The sequence below is a fragment of the Jejuia sp. G7-7 genome (assembly GCF_055808955.1).
In genome coordinates, this window is sequence record NZ_JBVVSZ010000001.1 from 1,770,667 (window position 1) to 1,785,609 (window position 14,943).

16 protein-coding genes, 5 tRNA genes and 2 pseudogenes are annotated in these 14,943 nt (G+C 33.2%); 2 read left to right on the forward strand and 21 right to left on the reverse strand.

Annotation, left to right across the window (positions count from 1 at the left end; all coding sequences use genetic code 11):
* Positions 1–98 precede the first annotated feature (98 nt).
* The 15 genes from rplL to rpsU form a co-directional block, all read right to left on the reverse strand.
* Positions 99–476 (reverse strand): 50S ribosomal protein L7/L12, encoded by a 378-nt coding sequence (gene rplL / locus AC0L5U_RS08640; protein WP_473415848.1) that lies wholly within the window; start codon positions 474–476, stop codon positions 99–101.
* Positions 477–541: 65 nt separating this feature from the next.
* The gene (rplJ, locus tag AC0L5U_RS08645) at positions 542–1,063 is read right to left on the reverse strand and encodes a 50S ribosomal protein L10 (RefSeq protein ID WP_473415849.1); all 522 of its coding nucleotides are present in this window, start codon (positions 1,061–1,063) and stop codon (positions 542–544) included.
* 20 nt (positions 1,064–1,083) lie between these two features.
* The gene (rplA, locus tag AC0L5U_RS08650) at positions 1,084–1,764 is read right to left on the reverse strand and encodes a 50S ribosomal protein L1 (protein WP_473416223.1); all 681 of its coding nucleotides are present in this window, start codon (positions 1,762–1,764) and stop codon (positions 1,084–1,086) included.
* Positions 1,765–1,792: 28 nt separating this feature from the next.
* The gene (gene rplK / locus AC0L5U_RS08655; RefSeq protein WP_473415850.1) at positions 1,793–2,230 is read right to left on the reverse strand and encodes a 50S ribosomal protein L11; all 438 of its coding nucleotides are present in this window, start codon (positions 2,228–2,230) and stop codon (positions 1,793–1,795) included.
* A 71-nt stretch (positions 2,231–2,301) separates the two neighbouring features.
* Positions 2,302–2,856: a transcription termination/antitermination protein NusG gene (gene nusG / locus AC0L5U_RS08660; RefSeq protein WP_473415851.1), complete on the reverse strand. Its 555-nt coding sequence runs from the start codon at positions 2,854–2,856 to the stop codon at positions 2,302–2,304.
* A 12-nt stretch (positions 2,857–2,868) separates the two neighbouring features.
* Positions 2,869–3,066: a preprotein translocase subunit SecE gene (secE, locus tag AC0L5U_RS08665; RefSeq protein WP_473415852.1), complete on the reverse strand. Its 198-nt coding sequence runs from the start codon at positions 3,064–3,066 to the stop codon at positions 2,869–2,871.
* A 73-nt stretch (positions 3,067–3,139) separates the two neighbouring features.
* Positions 3,140–3,212: transfer RNA gene (locus AC0L5U_RS08670), tRNA-Trp, on the reverse strand.
* 70 nt (positions 3,213–3,282) lie between these two features.
* Positions 3,283–4,470: an elongation factor Tu gene (gene tuf / locus AC0L5U_RS08675; RefSeq protein WP_473415853.1), complete on the reverse strand. Its 1,188-nt coding sequence runs from the start codon at positions 4,468–4,470 to the stop codon at positions 3,283–3,285.
* A gap of 62 nt (positions 4,471–4,532) precedes the next feature.
* Positions 4,533–4,604, reverse strand: a tRNA-Thr gene (locus AC0L5U_RS08680).
* A 69-nt stretch (positions 4,605–4,673) separates the two neighbouring features.
* A tRNA-Gly gene (locus tag AC0L5U_RS08685) sits at positions 4,674–4,746 on the reverse strand.
* 94 nt (positions 4,747–4,840) lie between these two features.
* A tRNA-Tyr gene (locus AC0L5U_RS08690) sits at positions 4,841–4,923 on the reverse strand.
* Between the two features lie 108 nt (positions 4,924–5,031).
* Positions 5,032–5,105 (reverse strand) — tRNA-Thr (locus AC0L5U_RS08695).
* Positions 5,106–5,206: 101 nt separating this feature from the next.
* The gene (hpf, locus tag AC0L5U_RS08700) at positions 5,207–5,509 is read right to left on the reverse strand and encodes a ribosome hibernation-promoting factor, HPF/YfiA family (protein WP_473415854.1); all 303 of its coding nucleotides are present in this window, start codon (positions 5,507–5,509) and stop codon (positions 5,207–5,209) included.
* Between the two features lie 36 nt (positions 5,510–5,545).
* Positions 5,546–6,436: a tyrosine-type recombinase/integrase gene (locus AC0L5U_RS08705; protein WP_473415855.1), complete on the reverse strand. Its 891-nt coding sequence runs from the start codon at positions 6,434–6,436 to the stop codon at positions 5,546–5,548.
* A 154-nt stretch (positions 6,437–6,590) separates the two neighbouring features.
* Positions 6,591–6,785: a 30S ribosomal protein S21 gene (gene rpsU / locus AC0L5U_RS08710; RefSeq protein ID WP_473415856.1), complete on the reverse strand. Its 195-nt coding sequence runs from the start codon at positions 6,783–6,785 to the stop codon at positions 6,591–6,593.
* 178 nt (positions 6,786–6,963) lie between these two features.
* Between rpsU and AC0L5U_RS08715 the strand changes: the two genes are divergently transcribed.
* The gene (locus AC0L5U_RS08715) at positions 6,964–7,782 is read left to right on the forward strand and encodes a hypothetical protein (RefSeq protein WP_473415857.1); all 819 of its coding nucleotides are present in this window, start codon (positions 6,964–6,966) and stop codon (positions 7,780–7,782) included.
* 305 nt (positions 7,783–8,087) lie between these two features.
* Here the strand turns inward: AC0L5U_RS08715 and AC0L5U_RS08720 are convergent.
* The 6 genes and pseudogenes from AC0L5U_RS08720 to AC0L5U_RS08745 form a co-directional block, all read right to left on the reverse strand.
* Positions 8,088–9,253, reverse strand: a pseudogene (locus tag AC0L5U_RS08720) (acyl-CoA dehydrogenase family protein).
* 69 nt (positions 9,254–9,322) lie between these two features.
* Positions 9,323–10,192 carry a ComEA family DNA-binding protein gene (locus AC0L5U_RS08725; protein ID WP_473415858.1) on the reverse strand — a complete coding sequence of 290 codons (870 nt, stop codon included), beginning with the start codon at positions 10,190–10,192 and terminating at the stop codon, positions 9,323–9,325.
* 14 nt (positions 10,193–10,206) lie between these two features.
* Positions 10,207–11,808 carry an alanine/glycine:cation symporter family protein gene (locus AC0L5U_RS08730; RefSeq protein WP_473415859.1) on the reverse strand — a complete coding sequence of 534 codons (1,602 nt, stop codon included), beginning with the start codon at positions 11,806–11,808 and terminating at the stop codon, positions 10,207–10,209.
* Positions 11,809–11,901: 93 nt separating this feature from the next.
* A pseudogene (locus tag AC0L5U_RS08735) lies at positions 11,902–12,932 on the reverse strand (potassium channel family protein).
* 3 nt (positions 12,933–12,935) lie between these two features.
* On the reverse strand, positions 12,936–13,163 hold the full coding sequence (locus AC0L5U_RS08740; protein WP_473415860.1) for a PspC domain-containing protein: 228 nt from the start codon (positions 13,161–13,163) through the stop codon (positions 12,936–12,938).
* Positions 13,164–13,216: 53 nt separating this feature from the next.
* Positions 13,217–14,491, reverse strand: coding sequence for a DUF2851 family protein (locus tag AC0L5U_RS08745; RefSeq protein WP_473415861.1), 1,275 nt, complete (start codon positions 14,489–14,491; stop codon positions 13,217–13,219).
* Between the two features lie 53 nt (positions 14,492–14,544).
* On the opposite strand from AC0L5U_RS08745, the gene AC0L5U_RS08750 reads away from it, so the two are divergent.
* Positions 14,545–14,940 (forward strand): DUF2721 domain-containing protein, encoded by a 396-nt coding sequence (locus tag AC0L5U_RS08750; RefSeq protein WP_473415862.1) that lies wholly within the window; start codon positions 14,545–14,547, stop codon positions 14,938–14,940.
* Positions 14,941–14,943: the final 3 nt, after the last annotated feature.

Below are 14,943 nucleotides of genomic sequence, written 5' to 3' on the forward strand. Positions count from 1 at the left end.
TTTATTTGAGTATACGTTTATATACGCAAAATGGTTTAGGTGTTATCCCGCCATATTGCGGGATATACCTAAACCCTTGTATTGTTGAGTTGTAAAGATTACTTAAGCTCAACCTCAGCTCCAGCCTCTTCTAAAGATGCTTTTAAAGCTTCAGCTTCATCTTTAGCTATACCTTCTTTGATTGCGCTTGGTGCATCATCAACTAAACCTTTAGCTTCTTTTAACCCTAAACCAGTTAATTCTTTAACTAATTTTACAACAGCTAGTTTAGAACCACCTGCTGCTTTTAAGATAACATCAAATTCAGTTTGCTCTTCTGCAGCGTCTCCACCAGCAGCAGCTCCACCAGCAGCAACAGCTACAGCTGCAGCAGCAGGCTCGATACCATACTCATCTTTTAATATAGTTGCTAACTCATTTACTTCTTTTACAGTAAGGTTAACTAATTGTTCTGCGAAATCTTTTAAATCTGCCATTTTTCTATCGTTTTAATAATTTTGTAATAAATAATATAATTGTAATAAAGTGCGTACTTTTTTGTTTATCCTTCTTTCTCGGATAAAGTTTTAATGATACCTGCTATTGTTCCACCACCTGATTTAAGTGCAGAAATAACATTTTTAGCAGGAGATTGAAGTAATGTTACAATCTCACCTATCAATTCTTCTTTAGACTTGATATCTACTAACATATCTAACTGGTCATCACCAAGGTAAATAGCTTCCTCAATAAAAGCTCCTTTTAACAAAGGCTTCTCTGATTTTTTTCTGAAAGCTTTAATTACTTTAGCTGGTGCATTACCAGTTTCAGAATACATCACAGATGTATTTCCTTTTAAAACCGTAGGAAGATCTCCAAACTCTTTATTTGAAGCTTCCATTGCTTTTTCAAGTAATGTGTTTTTAACAACTGCCATTTGCACGTTTGCTTTAAAAGCAGCACGACGCAAATCTGAAGTAGTACCTGCATTTAATCCTGAAATATCTGTTAAATAGATATTTGCATTATCAGTTAATTGTGCAGTTAAGTCTTGAATTACTTGCGATTTTTCTTCTCTTGTCATAATTTAAAGTTTTAACTTAATTAACCAATTTTAGGATCAATCGCTAAACTTGGGCTCATTGTAGAAGACATGAAAATGCTTTTTACGTAAACACCTTTAGCGGTTGTCGGTTTTAGTTTCATTAATGTTGTTAATAATTCATTTGCGTTACCCGCAATTTTATCAGCACTAAATGATGCTTTCCCTATAGCAGCGTGAACAATACCAGTTTTATCAACTTTAAAGTCAATTTTACCAGCTTTCACTTCTGTTACAGCTTTAGCAACATCCATAGTAACAGTACCAGTTTTTGGGTTAGGCATTAAACCACGAGGACCTAATACACGTCCTAAAGGACCTAATTTACCCATTACACTTGGCATAGTAATAATTACATCAACGTCTGTCCAACCACTCTTGATTTTATCAAGGTACTCATCTAAACCTACGTAATCTGCTCCAGCTTCTTTAGCTTCCGCTTCTTTGTCTGGTGTTACTAATGCTAATACTTTCATATCCTTACCAGTTCCGTGTGGTAAAGAAACCACACCTCGTACCATTTGGTTAGCTTTACGAGGATCTACTCCTAAACGTACTGCTAAATCAATTGATGCATCAAACTTAGTATTGGTAATTTCTTTTATTAATGCTGATGCTTCATCAACAGAATAAATTTTACCTTTTTCTATTTTCGCTAAAGCTTCTTTTGCTTTTTTGTTAATCTTGCCATTTTCTAATGTCTTTAATAGATTAAGAAGGGAATTTCCCTGTTACAGTTATTCCCATTGATCTTGCTGTTCCAGCAACCATTTTCATTGCAGATTGAACAGTAAATGCATTTAGATCAACCATTTTGTCTTCTGCGATGGTTTTAACCTGATCCCAAGATACTTTAGCTACTTTTTTTCGGTTTGGTTCTCCTGAACCTTTTTTTACTTTGGCCGCTTCTAATAATTGTACTGCAGCTGGAGGTGTTTTAATAACGAAGTCGAAAGACTTGTCTTTGTATACAGAGATAACAACAGGTAAAACCTTACCTGGTTTATCTTGGGTTCTAGCATTAAATTGCTTACAGAACTCCATTATGTTCACCCCAGCAGCACCTAGAGCGGGTCCAACCGGTGGCGACGGATTCGCTGCACCTCCCCTTACTTGTAGCTTAACTACTTTACCTAACTCTTTTGCCATTTTTTAAAATTTAAATTTGATAAGATTAGTTTTGGAAGCTCTAATACCTATCTTTTTTAATGTAACAATTATTAAATTTTTTCAACTTGCATATAGCTTAACTCTAATGGTGTTTTTCTTCCAAAAATCTTAACCATTACTTCTAGCTTACGCTTTTCTTCATTTATGTTTTCTATAGTACCATCAAATCCATTAAATGGACCGTCAATTACTTTTACAGTTTCTCCTTTTGTGAATGGAATAGCTACGTTTACATTTTCATCTACTGCTAATTCATCTACTTTACCTAACATTCTGTTTACTTCAGATTGTCTTAACGGCACAGGATCTCCACCTTTTGTTTCACCTAAAAAACCAATAACATTAGTTACAGATCTTATAATGTGCGGTACTTCTCCAGTTAAATTCGCCTGAATCATGATATATCCTGGAAAAAACGTTTTTTCTTTTTGAATCTTTTTTCCGTTACGAATTTGAATCACTTTTTCTGTTGGAACTAATACCTGATCAACATAATCTTGTAAACCTAAACGAGAAATTTCATTCTCTATGTAAGTTTTAATTTTATTTTCCTGACCACTTACAGCCCTAACAACGTACCATTTTTTTTCACTTACTTCAGACATAAAATCTTTGTTTTAACCGTTAATATATTTAAAGTAAAGTGTTATAACTTTGCTGAAAACTGTATCTACTCCCCAAATTGCAAGAGAGAATATAATTGAAAACACAGCTACTAAAACTGTTAAACTTTGTGCTTCTGCCCATGTAGGCCATGACACATTATTCTTTAGTTCTTCAAAAGATTCTTTTACGTATGTTACAATTCCAGCCATTTAAATTTCTTTTTTATAGGATATTACTCCTAATTTCAAACTTTTGAACAAATTGTTTGTTCTATATTTTTTGCACGGATTGAGGGACTCGAACCCCCGACACCTGGTTTTGGAGACCAGTGCTCTACCAACTGAGCTAAACCCGTAACTATAAGTCAAAAGGCATCACGCTTTTAAGCGTGATACCTTGAGTCTTTATTTATGTTAAACTAGTGTTTAGTCTAAAATCTCAGTTACCTGACCAGCACCTACTGTTCTACCTCCTTCACGGATAGCGAAACGTAAACCAATATTCATTGCAATTGGCTGAATTAACTCAACAGTAATGGTTAAGTTATCTCCAGGCATAACCATTTCAACTCCACTTGGAAGTGCAATGTTTCCTGTTACGTCAGTTGTACGAACGTAGAACTGTGGACGGTAGTTATTATGGAAAGGCGTGTGACGTCCACCTTCTTCTTTTTTCAAGATATAAACCTCAGCTTTAAATTTAGCGTGTGGTGTTACAGAACCTGGTTTAGTAATTACCATACCTCTAGAGATTTGAGATTTCTCAATACCTCTTAATAAGATACCAGCGTTATCACCAGCTTCACCTCTATCCAATATTTGACGGAACATTTCGATACCAGTAATAGTAGAAGTTAATTTCTCAGCTCCCATACCAATAATCTCTACTGGATCTCCAGTATTTGCTACACCAGTTTCAATTCTACCAGTTGCAACAGTACCACGACCTGTAATAGAGAATACGTCTTCGATAGGCATTAAGAAAGGCTTATCCATATCACGTACTGGCTCTTCAATCCACTCATCACAAGCTTTCATTAATTCCATTACTGTATCAACCCATTTTTGCTCACCGTTAAGTGCTCCTAAAGCAGAACCTGAAATTACAGGACCATTATCTCCATCGTACTCATAGAAAGATAATAAATCTCTGATTTCCATATCTACTAATTCTAATAATTCTTCATCATCAACCATATCCACTTTATTCATGAATACAACGATACGAGGAATTCCTACTTGACGTCCTAATAAGATGTGCTCACGAGTTTGTGGCATAGGACCATCAGTTGCAGCAACAACTAAAATAGCACCGTCCATTTGAGCAGCACCAGTTACCATGTTCTTTACGTAATCCGCGTGACCTGGACAGTCAACGTGAGCGTAGTGACGGTTAGCTGTTTGATATTCTACGTGAGATGTATTAATTGTAATACCTCTTTCTTTTTCTTCTGGAGCGTTATCGATTTGGTCGAAATCTTTTGCTTCTGATAAACCTGCATCAGCTAATACTTTAGTAATAGCAGCAGTTAAAGTTGTTTTACCGTGATCTACGTGTCCAATTGTACCAATATTTAAGTGTGGTTTTGAACGATCGAAAGTTGCCTTTGCCATGTTTTTAATAATTTAATCTTAGTTATATAATAATATTAGTGTATTCTAATCAATTTCTTTAGAGCCAATGACGAGATTTGAACTCGTGACCTCTTCCTTACCAAGGAAACGCTCTACCCCTGAGCTACACCGGCAATTCATTTACGATTGCCGATTTTTGATTTACGATTTGCACTCGTACATCGTAACTCGTAAATGGTTAGAGCGGGAGACCAGGTTCGAACTGGCGACATTCAGCTTGGAAGGCTGACGCTCTACCAACTGAGCTACTCCCGCGTTTTGCAAACTTTCGCTTGCTTGGTTTTAATTTGGATTATCTTACTACACTTGATGATCCAGTAATTTTAAAACGTAGTTTAAAATCAATTTGTGGGGAGAGCAGGATTCGAACCTGCGAAGGTAAAAACCAACAGATTTACAGTCTGTCCTCGTTGGCCGCTTGAGTATCTCCCCAAATCACTTGAAATTTTCAATATACATTCAAAACTCCAAACGTTAATTCAATATTTAAAAGAACTTTACTTTTTGAATTTTATCGATTCAAAAAGCTCTGTTTTTTAGAGCCGATGGAGGGACTCGAACCCACGACCTGCTGATTACAAATCAGCTGCTCTAGCCAGCTGAGCTACATCGGCGTTTTCTACACTTTTTACGCATAAAAAAAGCCCGTTATTTCTAACGGACTGCAAATGTATATATTTATTTAGTTATTCAAAACATTTTTTTGAAAAATTTATCATGAATGTGCTCTTAATTTTTCTTTTCGCTTTTTCAACTGCCTTTCTAGAGACGAAACTGCCACATCTACACCTTCTTCAAAACTTTTACATTGCTTTTTAACTATTAAGCTATCTCCAGGAACACTTACTCTTGCTTCAAATATTTTATTGGCTTTATCACTTGTGTTCTCAACTTTCAAATACACATCAGATTTTATAACCTTATCGTAAAACATATCTAACTTATCCATTCGCTTTTGAATAAAGTCAATTAATTTTTGATCTGCATTAAAATTAACGGATTGCGTGTTTACTTTCATACTCTTATATTTTGGTTAGACAAAAATTTAAAAACACTATTTTTTACTTCTAGGGTGCGCCTTTAAATGTACTTTTTTAAGTTCGGCTATACTATTGTGAGTATAAACCTGAGTTGCTGCTAAACTTGTATGACCAAGAAGCTCTTTAACAGCATTTAAATCTGCCCCCTGATTTAGTAAATGAGTTGCAAATGAGTGTCTGAGAATATGCGGACTCTTTTTTACTTTTGAAGAAGCCTGACTAAAATAATCATTTATTACTCTGTAAACAAGTGTTTCGTAAATTTTAACGCCTTTTTTAGTTAAAAACAAATGCTCTGAATCTTTAATTTCTTCTAGATTATTTCTGGCTTCTATATAGGTGCTTAAGGTTTCGTTTACTGATTTTAATAACGGAACAACCCGTTCCTTATTTCTCTTACCTAATACTTTTACAGTTTTATTACCAAAATCAATATGCGATAATTTTAAGTTTACCAATTCAATTCTACGAATTCCTGTGGAATAAAATAACTCAATAACGAGCTTATTTCTGGAACCTTCAAACGTTTCATCAAAATTTAATTCGTCCAATACTATTCGTATTTCTTCTTGTGAAAAAGGAATCTGAACTTTTTTACTCGTTTTTAAAGCTTTGTGCTTTGATAATGGATTTTCAACAACATCCCCTACTTTCAACAAAAATTTATAATAGGTATTTAATGAAGATATTTTTCTGTTGATACTTCTATTTGTTATCCCTGATTCCACCAAACTCACTATCCACGTTCTTATTTGTGAATAGTTCATGTCTTTCGCTGTAGCAGAACCATACTCATCATTTATAAAATCTTTAAACGATTCTAAATCTGATTGATAGGCCTGCACAGTTAGCTTAGAGTAGTTTTTCTCTAATAGTAGATAATCTGTAAAGGGTTGAAAAGACAAGATTTGGATTATTAGAAAATTAGATAGTTAGTTTTCTCTATTGTTCTAGATAAATGTACAACCTTTTATTTAATGATAAAGCAAAAAAATCCTGCTATAGCTGAAACAAGTTCAGCACATGAAAAGCAGGATTTAAAATATGTATTGAGAAGAACTAAACTTCTTCTGCATCTCTTAATGCTTGAATATATTGTGCTTTCTGAATTTGTCTTCTTCGAGCAACTGAAGGTTTTGTAAACTGCTTACGCTCGTTCAACTGATTTTTAACAGTTGTTTTCACAAACTTACGCTTATAACGCTTTAGTGCTCTTTCTATATTTTCTCCTTCTTTAATTGGAATTATTAACATAGTATCTTAACCTCCTCTCTTTTAGAATTTTCAGGGCGCAAATATAAAAAGTTATTTAGAGTTTGCAATTGTTTGGGTTGGTAATTTTTGAGTGATGTTTTTAGGAGAGCTATACTTTAAAATGACAGAAAAAATTTGCTAGATTTGTTTAACATTGATACGAAAAATAAAACTATAAATGAAAATCGAAAAATATAATCAAAAGTTATTAGCTGTTTTAGGAACAGTTGGTGTAATATTTTTAACAGTTGCTTTAATAGCATTTATTTCAATTACAATTATGGAGCATCGTAGATTTAATGATTACGATACCGAAACTGGAATATTATCTGATGAAAAAATTGAAAAGCTACAAAAAGAGAATAAACGAGAACAGGTAATTTCATACGAAACGCCAAAACTAATTGATACACTTAACTCGGTTTATATTATTCCTGTTTCACATAAAACTTTAAATGAAAAAGAAGATTTAAACGGACTTTTAAGAGCAGTTTCCTCCTCAGATAGTTACGTAAAATCTGATAATAGGTATTCAGGTGGGTTTTATGGAGCTTACAATAATGTAATTATTTATAATCCAAATGGTGGAATGAACAAAAAACTATTTGTTAATCGAGTAAATTTCAATAAAATAAATACTGAGTATTTTAACAAAGAAATTCTTTTATTGATAGAGGCTTCTGAAAAAGACACATATAAAGATGGAGTTATAAACCTAAAGGATTTTAAATCATTATATATCTATTCCTTTAGTAAAAATGAAATGGAAAAAATCGGAATTGAAGGAATGGATGTTTACAATTATAAGTTCATAAATAATAGTAAAGACTTAGTTATCAGGTTCGGAGTTGACAAAAATAATGATGGACAATATGAAGAATATAATGAACCGACTTTAATCAAAAAATATGATTTTAAAACTGGGAAATTAACAGACATTATTGACCCAAAAATAAGTTCTGAATTACAGAATATGTTAGAAGGAACGCTGCAATAACAAAAGTAAAATATAAAACAACTTTCAAATTAAAAACAAAAACATAGCAAGCAAGCGCGTTAGGGATTGCAACGGCATCCTTTTTTAAGACTAATAAGCATTAAACTTAGTACAGAAAATAGATTAAACAGATTGCCACAGTCGTTCCTCCTTCGCAAAGACGCTTAAAAAAGATATAGTGTAAAGCCCGACCCCTTTTCGGGGTAACGCCCAAATAAATAATTCGGTGCAAGCACCTCGTTATTAAAATTCCAAAAAAATAAAAAAATTAAATTCCAAAAGCGCAACTTATAAATAACACGTGTTTAAGTCGCTGGCTTGTACTCCTTTTTATCAATAAGTATTTTTGCAATAATCTCACGAAGAATCTCCGAAGTGCCCCCTCCAATTGGCCCTAGCCTACTATCTCTAAACAGCCGCGCCATTGGGTAGTCTTCCATATAGCCATAACCGCCTAAAAACTGAAGACATTGGTAAACAACATCATCGGCCATTTTAGTGGACTTTAATTTTGAAATTGTAGCTTCTTTTACCACGTATTCGCCTCTGTTGAGAGCGTTGGCTACTGCATAATTGTAGTTTTTGCAAACTTCTAAATCGGCATACAATTCTGAAATAGTGTGGCGTAATGCTTGAAATTTATCTATGGTTTTTCCGAAAGCTTGACGTTCACTCATATATTGTAATGCATAATCTAAAGCAAATTCAGCTCTAGCGTGAGCATTTATCCCCATAATTAAACGCTCTAATGCAAAATGTTGCATGATGTAATTGAAGCCCTTATTTTCGTCGCCCATTAAATTACTTGCGGGAATGGTAACGTCATCAAACGCAATTTCGCCAGTATCGGATGCGCGCCAACCTAGTTTATCTAATTTGGTTGCTGATACTCCTGGAGTTTCTCTATCGATAATAAATATACTGATGCCTTTATTACCTAATTCTGGCGTGGTTTTGGCGGCTATTATTAAATAATCACTACTTACACCATTGGTTATAAATGTTTTGGATCCGTTGATAATGTATTTACCACCTTGTTTTACGGCAGTAGTGCGCATACCAGCAACATCACTTCCTCCAAAAGGTTCTGTGATGCATAAACAGCCTATTTTTTCTCCAGAAATACTTGGTGTAAGGTAATTTTGTTTTATAGTTTCATCTCCTTCGGCATTTAGATGTGTCATGGCCAAATATACATGTGCCCAAACTGCAGCTGCAAAACCTCCCGAATTAATTTTTTGTAATTCTTCTAAAAGAATTACGGTATAGAATAAATCTAGATTTAGGCCTCCATAGGCTTCTGGATAGTTAATTCCGAAAAAGCCCATTTCGCCAAACTTTAACCAAACAGATTTATCAATTTCTCCAGATTTTTCCCAATCATCAATATTTGGGACTACTTCTTTTTTAAAAAATCTTGTAAACTTTTTCTAAAGAGATGATGCTCTTCAGTAAAATACATACTTGTCATACTGTAATTTTTAGATACACATTAAAATCCAGTTTGGTTTGTTTGGATGGAAAATTTTAACGTACTCTTTTATTGAATGTGCAAAGATAATTGAATTATATCTATTTTGCTTACGGGAAAGTCTTTTACTTTTATTAATTCGTCTAAATCACTAAAGCCTTCATGCAACTGGCGGTATTCTATGATTTGATGCGCAATTTCGTAGTCTATGTATTGAATAGTAACTAGCTGGTCTACTGTTGCTGTATTCAAGTTTATTTTATTGATTATTCGTGGTGTTTTTACCGTAAAATCTTTAGTGATATTTACAATCACTTCATGGGTTAAACCATAAACCTCTTGAAGTTGAACATCTGCTATGAAACCGCCTTTAAATTTCTCACGATATTTTATGATGCGTTTTGATAGCACTTCGCCAATACCATTAACACGTTGTAATTCTGTCGCTGATGCTTTATTTAAATCTCTTTTTTGAGCAAATGTTTTTGGTTTGTTATTATATGAATTAGAAAATACTTGTTTTGGTTTAGGGTTTGTAACCCATTCTGGAAATTTAAAATAGGGACTTATTATAGCAAGTAATGAATCTGAAACCCCTGTAACTTGTTGAAATTGTTTTGTGGAATTAATCCATTTGTCAGCTTTTCGGAATGCAAGCAATTTATCAATTTCGGTGTTGCTCATTCCTAAGGTTGCACCTTTATAATCTGTGATAAAGTTTGGATTGAAAGGGTAGATTTTAGGTTTTCTTGCTTCAATTTCAATCCGCCTTAGCGAATCTATTTCAGCTTCATATTGTTTTAATTCGGTTTCGTTAATGGAGATTTCTTCGGAACTAAAATCAACAAAGAAGTAAATGCATTGAAGGACTACAATGATTAATAACAATAAAAAAATCCCATTTCGTTGTTCTTTAGTGAATACAAAATGGGATTTCATAACTTATTTGTTTTTTATGCTTTAGCCTCTTTTATGGCATCAAGATATCTCTTCAATTGCTTCTTAACTACTGGGAATAAAAAGAACAAGCCTATCATGTTTGGGAAAATCATAGCAAAAATCATAGCATCTGAGAATTGCCAAATTGAACCCATACTTGCAGCTGCCCCTATAATTACAAATAACAAAAACAATAATTTATAGGCTAAATCCGCAGCTCTACCTCTTCCGAATAAATATTTCCAAGATTGTAGCCCGTAATAAGACCAAGAAATCATTGTAGATACAGCAAATAGAACTACCGCAATTGTTAAAAATACATTTGAATAAGGAATATATTCTGCAAAGGCTTGAGATGTAATTCCAGCACCTTCATATCTTATACCATCAATCAATACACCACCTGTACCATCTCCTCCATAATCGAAAACTCCTCCAAAATTAAATATAATAATTACTAGAGCTGTCATTGTACATATTACAACAGTATCTATAAATGGTTCTAGTAAAGCTACCAATCCTTCCGATGCTGAATAATTCGTTTTAACAGCTGAATGCGCTATAGATGCAGAACCAGCACCAGCTTCATTAGAAAAAGCAGCACGCTTAAATCCAACTAGCAATACTCCTATTAAACTACCAACACCAATAGCTGTTGGGTTAAAAGCTTCAGTAATTATTAAACCAATAGCATCATCTACCAGAGAAAAATTACTAAAAATAATATATAAACATGCCAATAAATAAAAGACTGCCATAAAAGGCACTACTTTTTCGGTAACTGATGCTATTCTTTTAATACCACCAATAATAATGATACCAACAAGAATTGCTAATATTACACCAATCCAAAAACCTGCACCAGCGTTATTTAAATCCAATAAGTTTTTTAAAACAATGGTAGCTTGATTTGATTGTGCTGCATTTCCACCGCCAAAAGAACCTCCAATACAAAAAACAGCAAAACATGCAGCAGCAATTTTTCCAAGAGTTTTAAACCCTTTTTCTTTGAGACCTCTGCTTATGTAGTACATTGGCCCTCCATATACAGTACCGTCTTCGTCTACATCTCTATACTGAACACCTAATGTACACTCAACAAATTTTGACGACATACCAAGCAAACCACAAATTATCATCCAGAAGGTTGCCCCAGGGCCTCCCAATGCAATAGCTAAAGCAACACCAGCTATATTCCCATTACCTACTGTTCCTGAAACTGCGGTAGCTAAAGCTTGAAAATGACTTACTTCTCCTTCTTTACTTTCATCACGAATTGTATCACGAATATCTCCATCTATAGTCATTGAAGTATCAGATGCATGGTGCCCGCCTTCAATTTCATCATACTTTCCTCTTACGGTATTAATGGCTTTTCCAAAGTATCTAATATTAGGAAATCCAAAATAAATAGTAAAAAACAAAGCACTAAACACCAGTAATATTAACACGAAAGGAATCCCAAACACAGGAAAAAATACAGTGTTAAAAACTGCATCAGAAAATGGTTTAAAACCTTCGTCTATTCGTTGATCTAAACCTTTTTCGGCTGTCTCTTGGGCAAATGTAAGTAGTGGTAAAATTAAAGTGAATATTGAAAGAAGATATTTCTTCATAGTAAAAATCTGTTAGTTATTTATTGAAAAATATACATAGGAAGTTAGCAAGATGCTAAAAAAATCATTTTTTAAAACATATAGTCTTAAATATTAAGAATCTTCAATTTCAATATCGTATTCTGAATTTAAATCCTCTATTTGTTCTGGTCTGCCTAAAACAATAATTTTAGAATTTGGAGCAAGTACTAATTCTGGCTCTGGATTTAAAGTGTATTCTCCATTTTCATCTTTATAACCAATAACCGTACAACCCGTTTTTTTCTTAAATCTAAATCTTTAATTGTACGTTGTTTTTTTGAATTGAACAGCTTTTCGACCGCAACTTCTTCCAGATTAATATTATCTTTTCCGACTATAGAAAGGTTATCAATAAACTCCATTAAACCCGGCACTACAACCAAAGACGCCATATGATCTCCACCAATTTTATCTGGTAGAATAACATTGTTTGCTCCTGCAAATTTTAATTTTTCATAGGATGATTCTTGAGAAGCTCTACTTATAATATTAATTTTTTTATTTAACTGCCTTGTTGATAACACTACAAACACATTATCGGCATCATTTGGAAGCGCTGTTATAAAATTTGAAGCCCTATCAACACCAGCCAAAAGCAATGTTTCATCTTCATTGGCATTACCAATTACATAAGGAACTTCATCATGTTTTAGGCGTTCTTCTACTTCCTTATCACGTTCAATTATTACAAAAGATTTATTGTGCGCCTGTAATTTTCTTGCTGCTTGCTTTCCATTTCTGCCATAGCCACAAATGATAACATGATCGTTAAAACTATCTATTTTCTTCTGCATCTTTTTATGTTTTAATTCTTCAATATCATTTTTACTTAAAATGTATTCGGTAATAATAGACAATGCATAACCTACAATTATTACACTAGCTAAAATTAAAAATATAGTAAATATTTTAGATTGATCATCTAAAGGAACAACCTCTCCAAAACCAACAGTAGTCATAGTTATTACCGTCATATACAGAGCATCTACCCACGAATAATCTGAAATAAATCGATACCCAATTACACCAATTAACAAAATAAGCACTAATAAGGCTAATGCTGTATAAATTCTAGATCTAAAAAGTCTAACTATCGGATTCATTGATTATAAGTCGAATACTGATGAACGTTTTGTGTATACTAAATCTTTTATACGCATCCAAAATGCTAGAAACATATAGAGCGCAAAACCAAAACCTACTGTTACAAAAGTGATATACATAAACGAAGTTCGCACTACTTTAGCACGAATTCCTAATCTATCTGCAATACGTTGGCAAACATGGTAACCATGTTTTTGCAAATACAACAAGATTCTGTAAAAAACATTCATAAGCGCAAGTTAATCTTTAGTTTATTCTTTTAAAAGTTTAGAGGTTGAAAAGTTTAATCGTTTAGTAGTTTACTTCCAATGGCACATTTTAAACAATTGTTTTTATCACAATAGTCGTTTTTAAGTTGTAAAAATGCCTGAGATTTCAATGCGTTATTAGAAATCCCTTTTTTAAGTGTATTAAATTTATCAATAATGCTATTTTTTTCTGAAGGCATTTGTTCCATAATTCCAATAATTTTTTCTTCGGAAGATTTACCTTGATATTTGGCATAACTGAACCTTATTGGAATGATAGTATTTATGATTAAAAGCTGAATGAATGATTTAGTTAAACACTTATTTGATGCTTTTGATGCTTTTGAAAACGTATAATGTGTTTTCCAGAAATCTGAAGTACTGACGGATAACACCTCAGTTATCTCTTCCATTGATTCAGCTTCTATTAATTTTGAAAACAGATTTTGATGCCTATGATACAAATTCGCCAATTGTGATAACCTGATGGTTGGGAAATTATTAGGTCTCAGCCTAAAGAATGAAGGTGCTACAACCAGACTATTATCAAGACTAAACTTTTGAGTTAAAAACGTGTATTCGTTTTGCAAGTTTTTATAATAAGGTTCTTCAATGGTTTCACTTAATAAACCCGATTGACCAAATAGCAATGCTTCTATACTTTCAATTTTAGATTGTGTTTTTCTTGAAATCGAAAAATCAAAAGAACTCGCTATACTTAAAAATGCTTCGCCATTTACCTTCAATCCAAAATTTTTAGCTAACATTTTAAATAACACAGCTTCCCAATCGTTTTTTGAATGTTCCAAAAGTTTTAAAACTTCAACAGATTTTCGTTCTAAACGTTCAAAATATAAGCGCTCCAACCAATTGTTAATGGTAAAATTATCAATAGCTCCAAAATCGTTTTCACAATTAATCCAGTTTTGAGTTGAATTAAACAATTTGGTATAATTTTTTAAAGCAGAAGACGACACATAATCTTTAATTTCTAAAGTTGGAATTACTGTATTATCTTTTCTAAACACCTCGGAATCGTGCTCCCAAACCACATGCAAAATAACGTTATCATAGGCCTTGTCTTGCTCGTGATTATGTACAAACCAATCGGAAGATTTTAAGTGAATCTCAATATTTCCCGCCCAAAGTTGGTCGTTAATTCTAACTTGGCCGTTAAAAAAATCAGGACCTGCGTTTAAATTATGTTGTCCATTGGAGACCACAACAACTTCTTCCCCATTGGTAGTTTTTAAATTTGTTTGATGAAACTTTTTATGTTTCCAGATGTAATGTAGAAAGTCTTCTTGCACCACCCGAAAATATAAAAAGTTGCCTAACTTTGACTACACCTTTTTAAAAAATTATGGAAGAATTGACACTTACCACGCCAGCCTTACTATTTTCAGCTATTTCTTTGATTATGCTAGCTTACACCAATAGGTTTTTAGCATATGCAGCTACCATAAGAAGTTTACACGATAAATACATCCAAAATAAAGACAGCGTTTTAATGGCCCAAATACAAAACATTAAAAGGCGATTGTATCTTACCAGATCTATGCAAATTCTCGGTATTAGCAGTTTGCTCCTTTGTGTGTTAACCATGTTTTTAATTTATGTGCAACAACAAACTATTGCTATTTGGGTATTTGGAGCTGCTTTATTGTTATTGATTGCTTCTTTAGCTTATTTGATTTTAGAAATCCAAATTTCTGTAAAGGCTTTAGAACATCATATTAGTGATATTGAGAATAGTTAAAAA

Bases quoted from the DNA above. Each gene is read 5' to 3' on its own strand.
- tuf (WP_473415853.1), bottom strand. From the start codon at position 4,470: ATGGCAAAGGCAACTTTCGATCGTTCAAAACCACACTTAAATATTGGT.
- nusG (WP_473415851.1), bottom strand. From the start codon at position 2,856: ATGTCTGAAGTAAGTGAAAAAAAATGGTACGTTGTTAGGGCTGTAAGT.
- AC0L5U_RS08740 (WP_473415860.1), bottom strand. From the start codon at position 13,163: ATGAATGTTTTTTACAGAATCTTGTTGTATTTGCAAAAACATGGTTAC.
- secE (WP_473415852.1), bottom strand. From the start codon at position 3,066: ATGGCTGGAATTGTAACATACGTAAAAGAATCTTTTGAAGAACTAAAG.
- AC0L5U_RS08730 (WP_473415859.1), bottom strand. From the start codon at position 11,808: ATGAAGAAATATCTTCTTTCAATATTCACTTTAATTTTACCACTACTT.
- rplL (WP_473415848.1), bottom strand. From the start codon at position 476: ATGGCAGATTTAAAAGATTTCGCAGAACAATTAGTTAACCTTACTGTA.
- rplJ (WP_473415849.1), bottom strand. From the start codon at position 1,063: ATGACAAGAGAAGAAAAATCGCAAGTAATTCAAGACTTAACTGCACAA.
- rplK (WP_473415850.1), bottom strand. From the start codon at position 2,230: ATGGCAAAAGAGTTAGGTAAAGTAGTTAAGCTACAAGTAAGGGGAGGT.
- AC0L5U_RS08750 (WP_473415862.1), top strand. From the start codon at position 14,545: ATGGAAGAATTGACACTTACCACGCCAGCCTTACTATTTTCAGCTATT.
- rpsU (WP_473415856.1), bottom strand. From the start codon at position 6,785: ATGTTAATAATTCCAATTAAAGAAGGAGAAAATATAGAAAGAGCACTA.
- AC0L5U_RS08715 (WP_473415857.1), top strand. From the start codon at position 6,964: ATGAAAATCGAAAAATATAATCAAAAGTTATTAGCTGTTTTAGGAACA.
- hpf (WP_473415854.1), bottom strand. From the start codon at position 5,509: ATGAAAGTAAACACGCAATCCGTTAATTTTAATGCAGATCAAAAATTA.
- AC0L5U_RS08725 (WP_473415858.1), bottom strand. From the start codon at position 10,192: ATGAAATCCCATTTTGTATTCACTAAAGAACAACGAAATGGGATTTTT.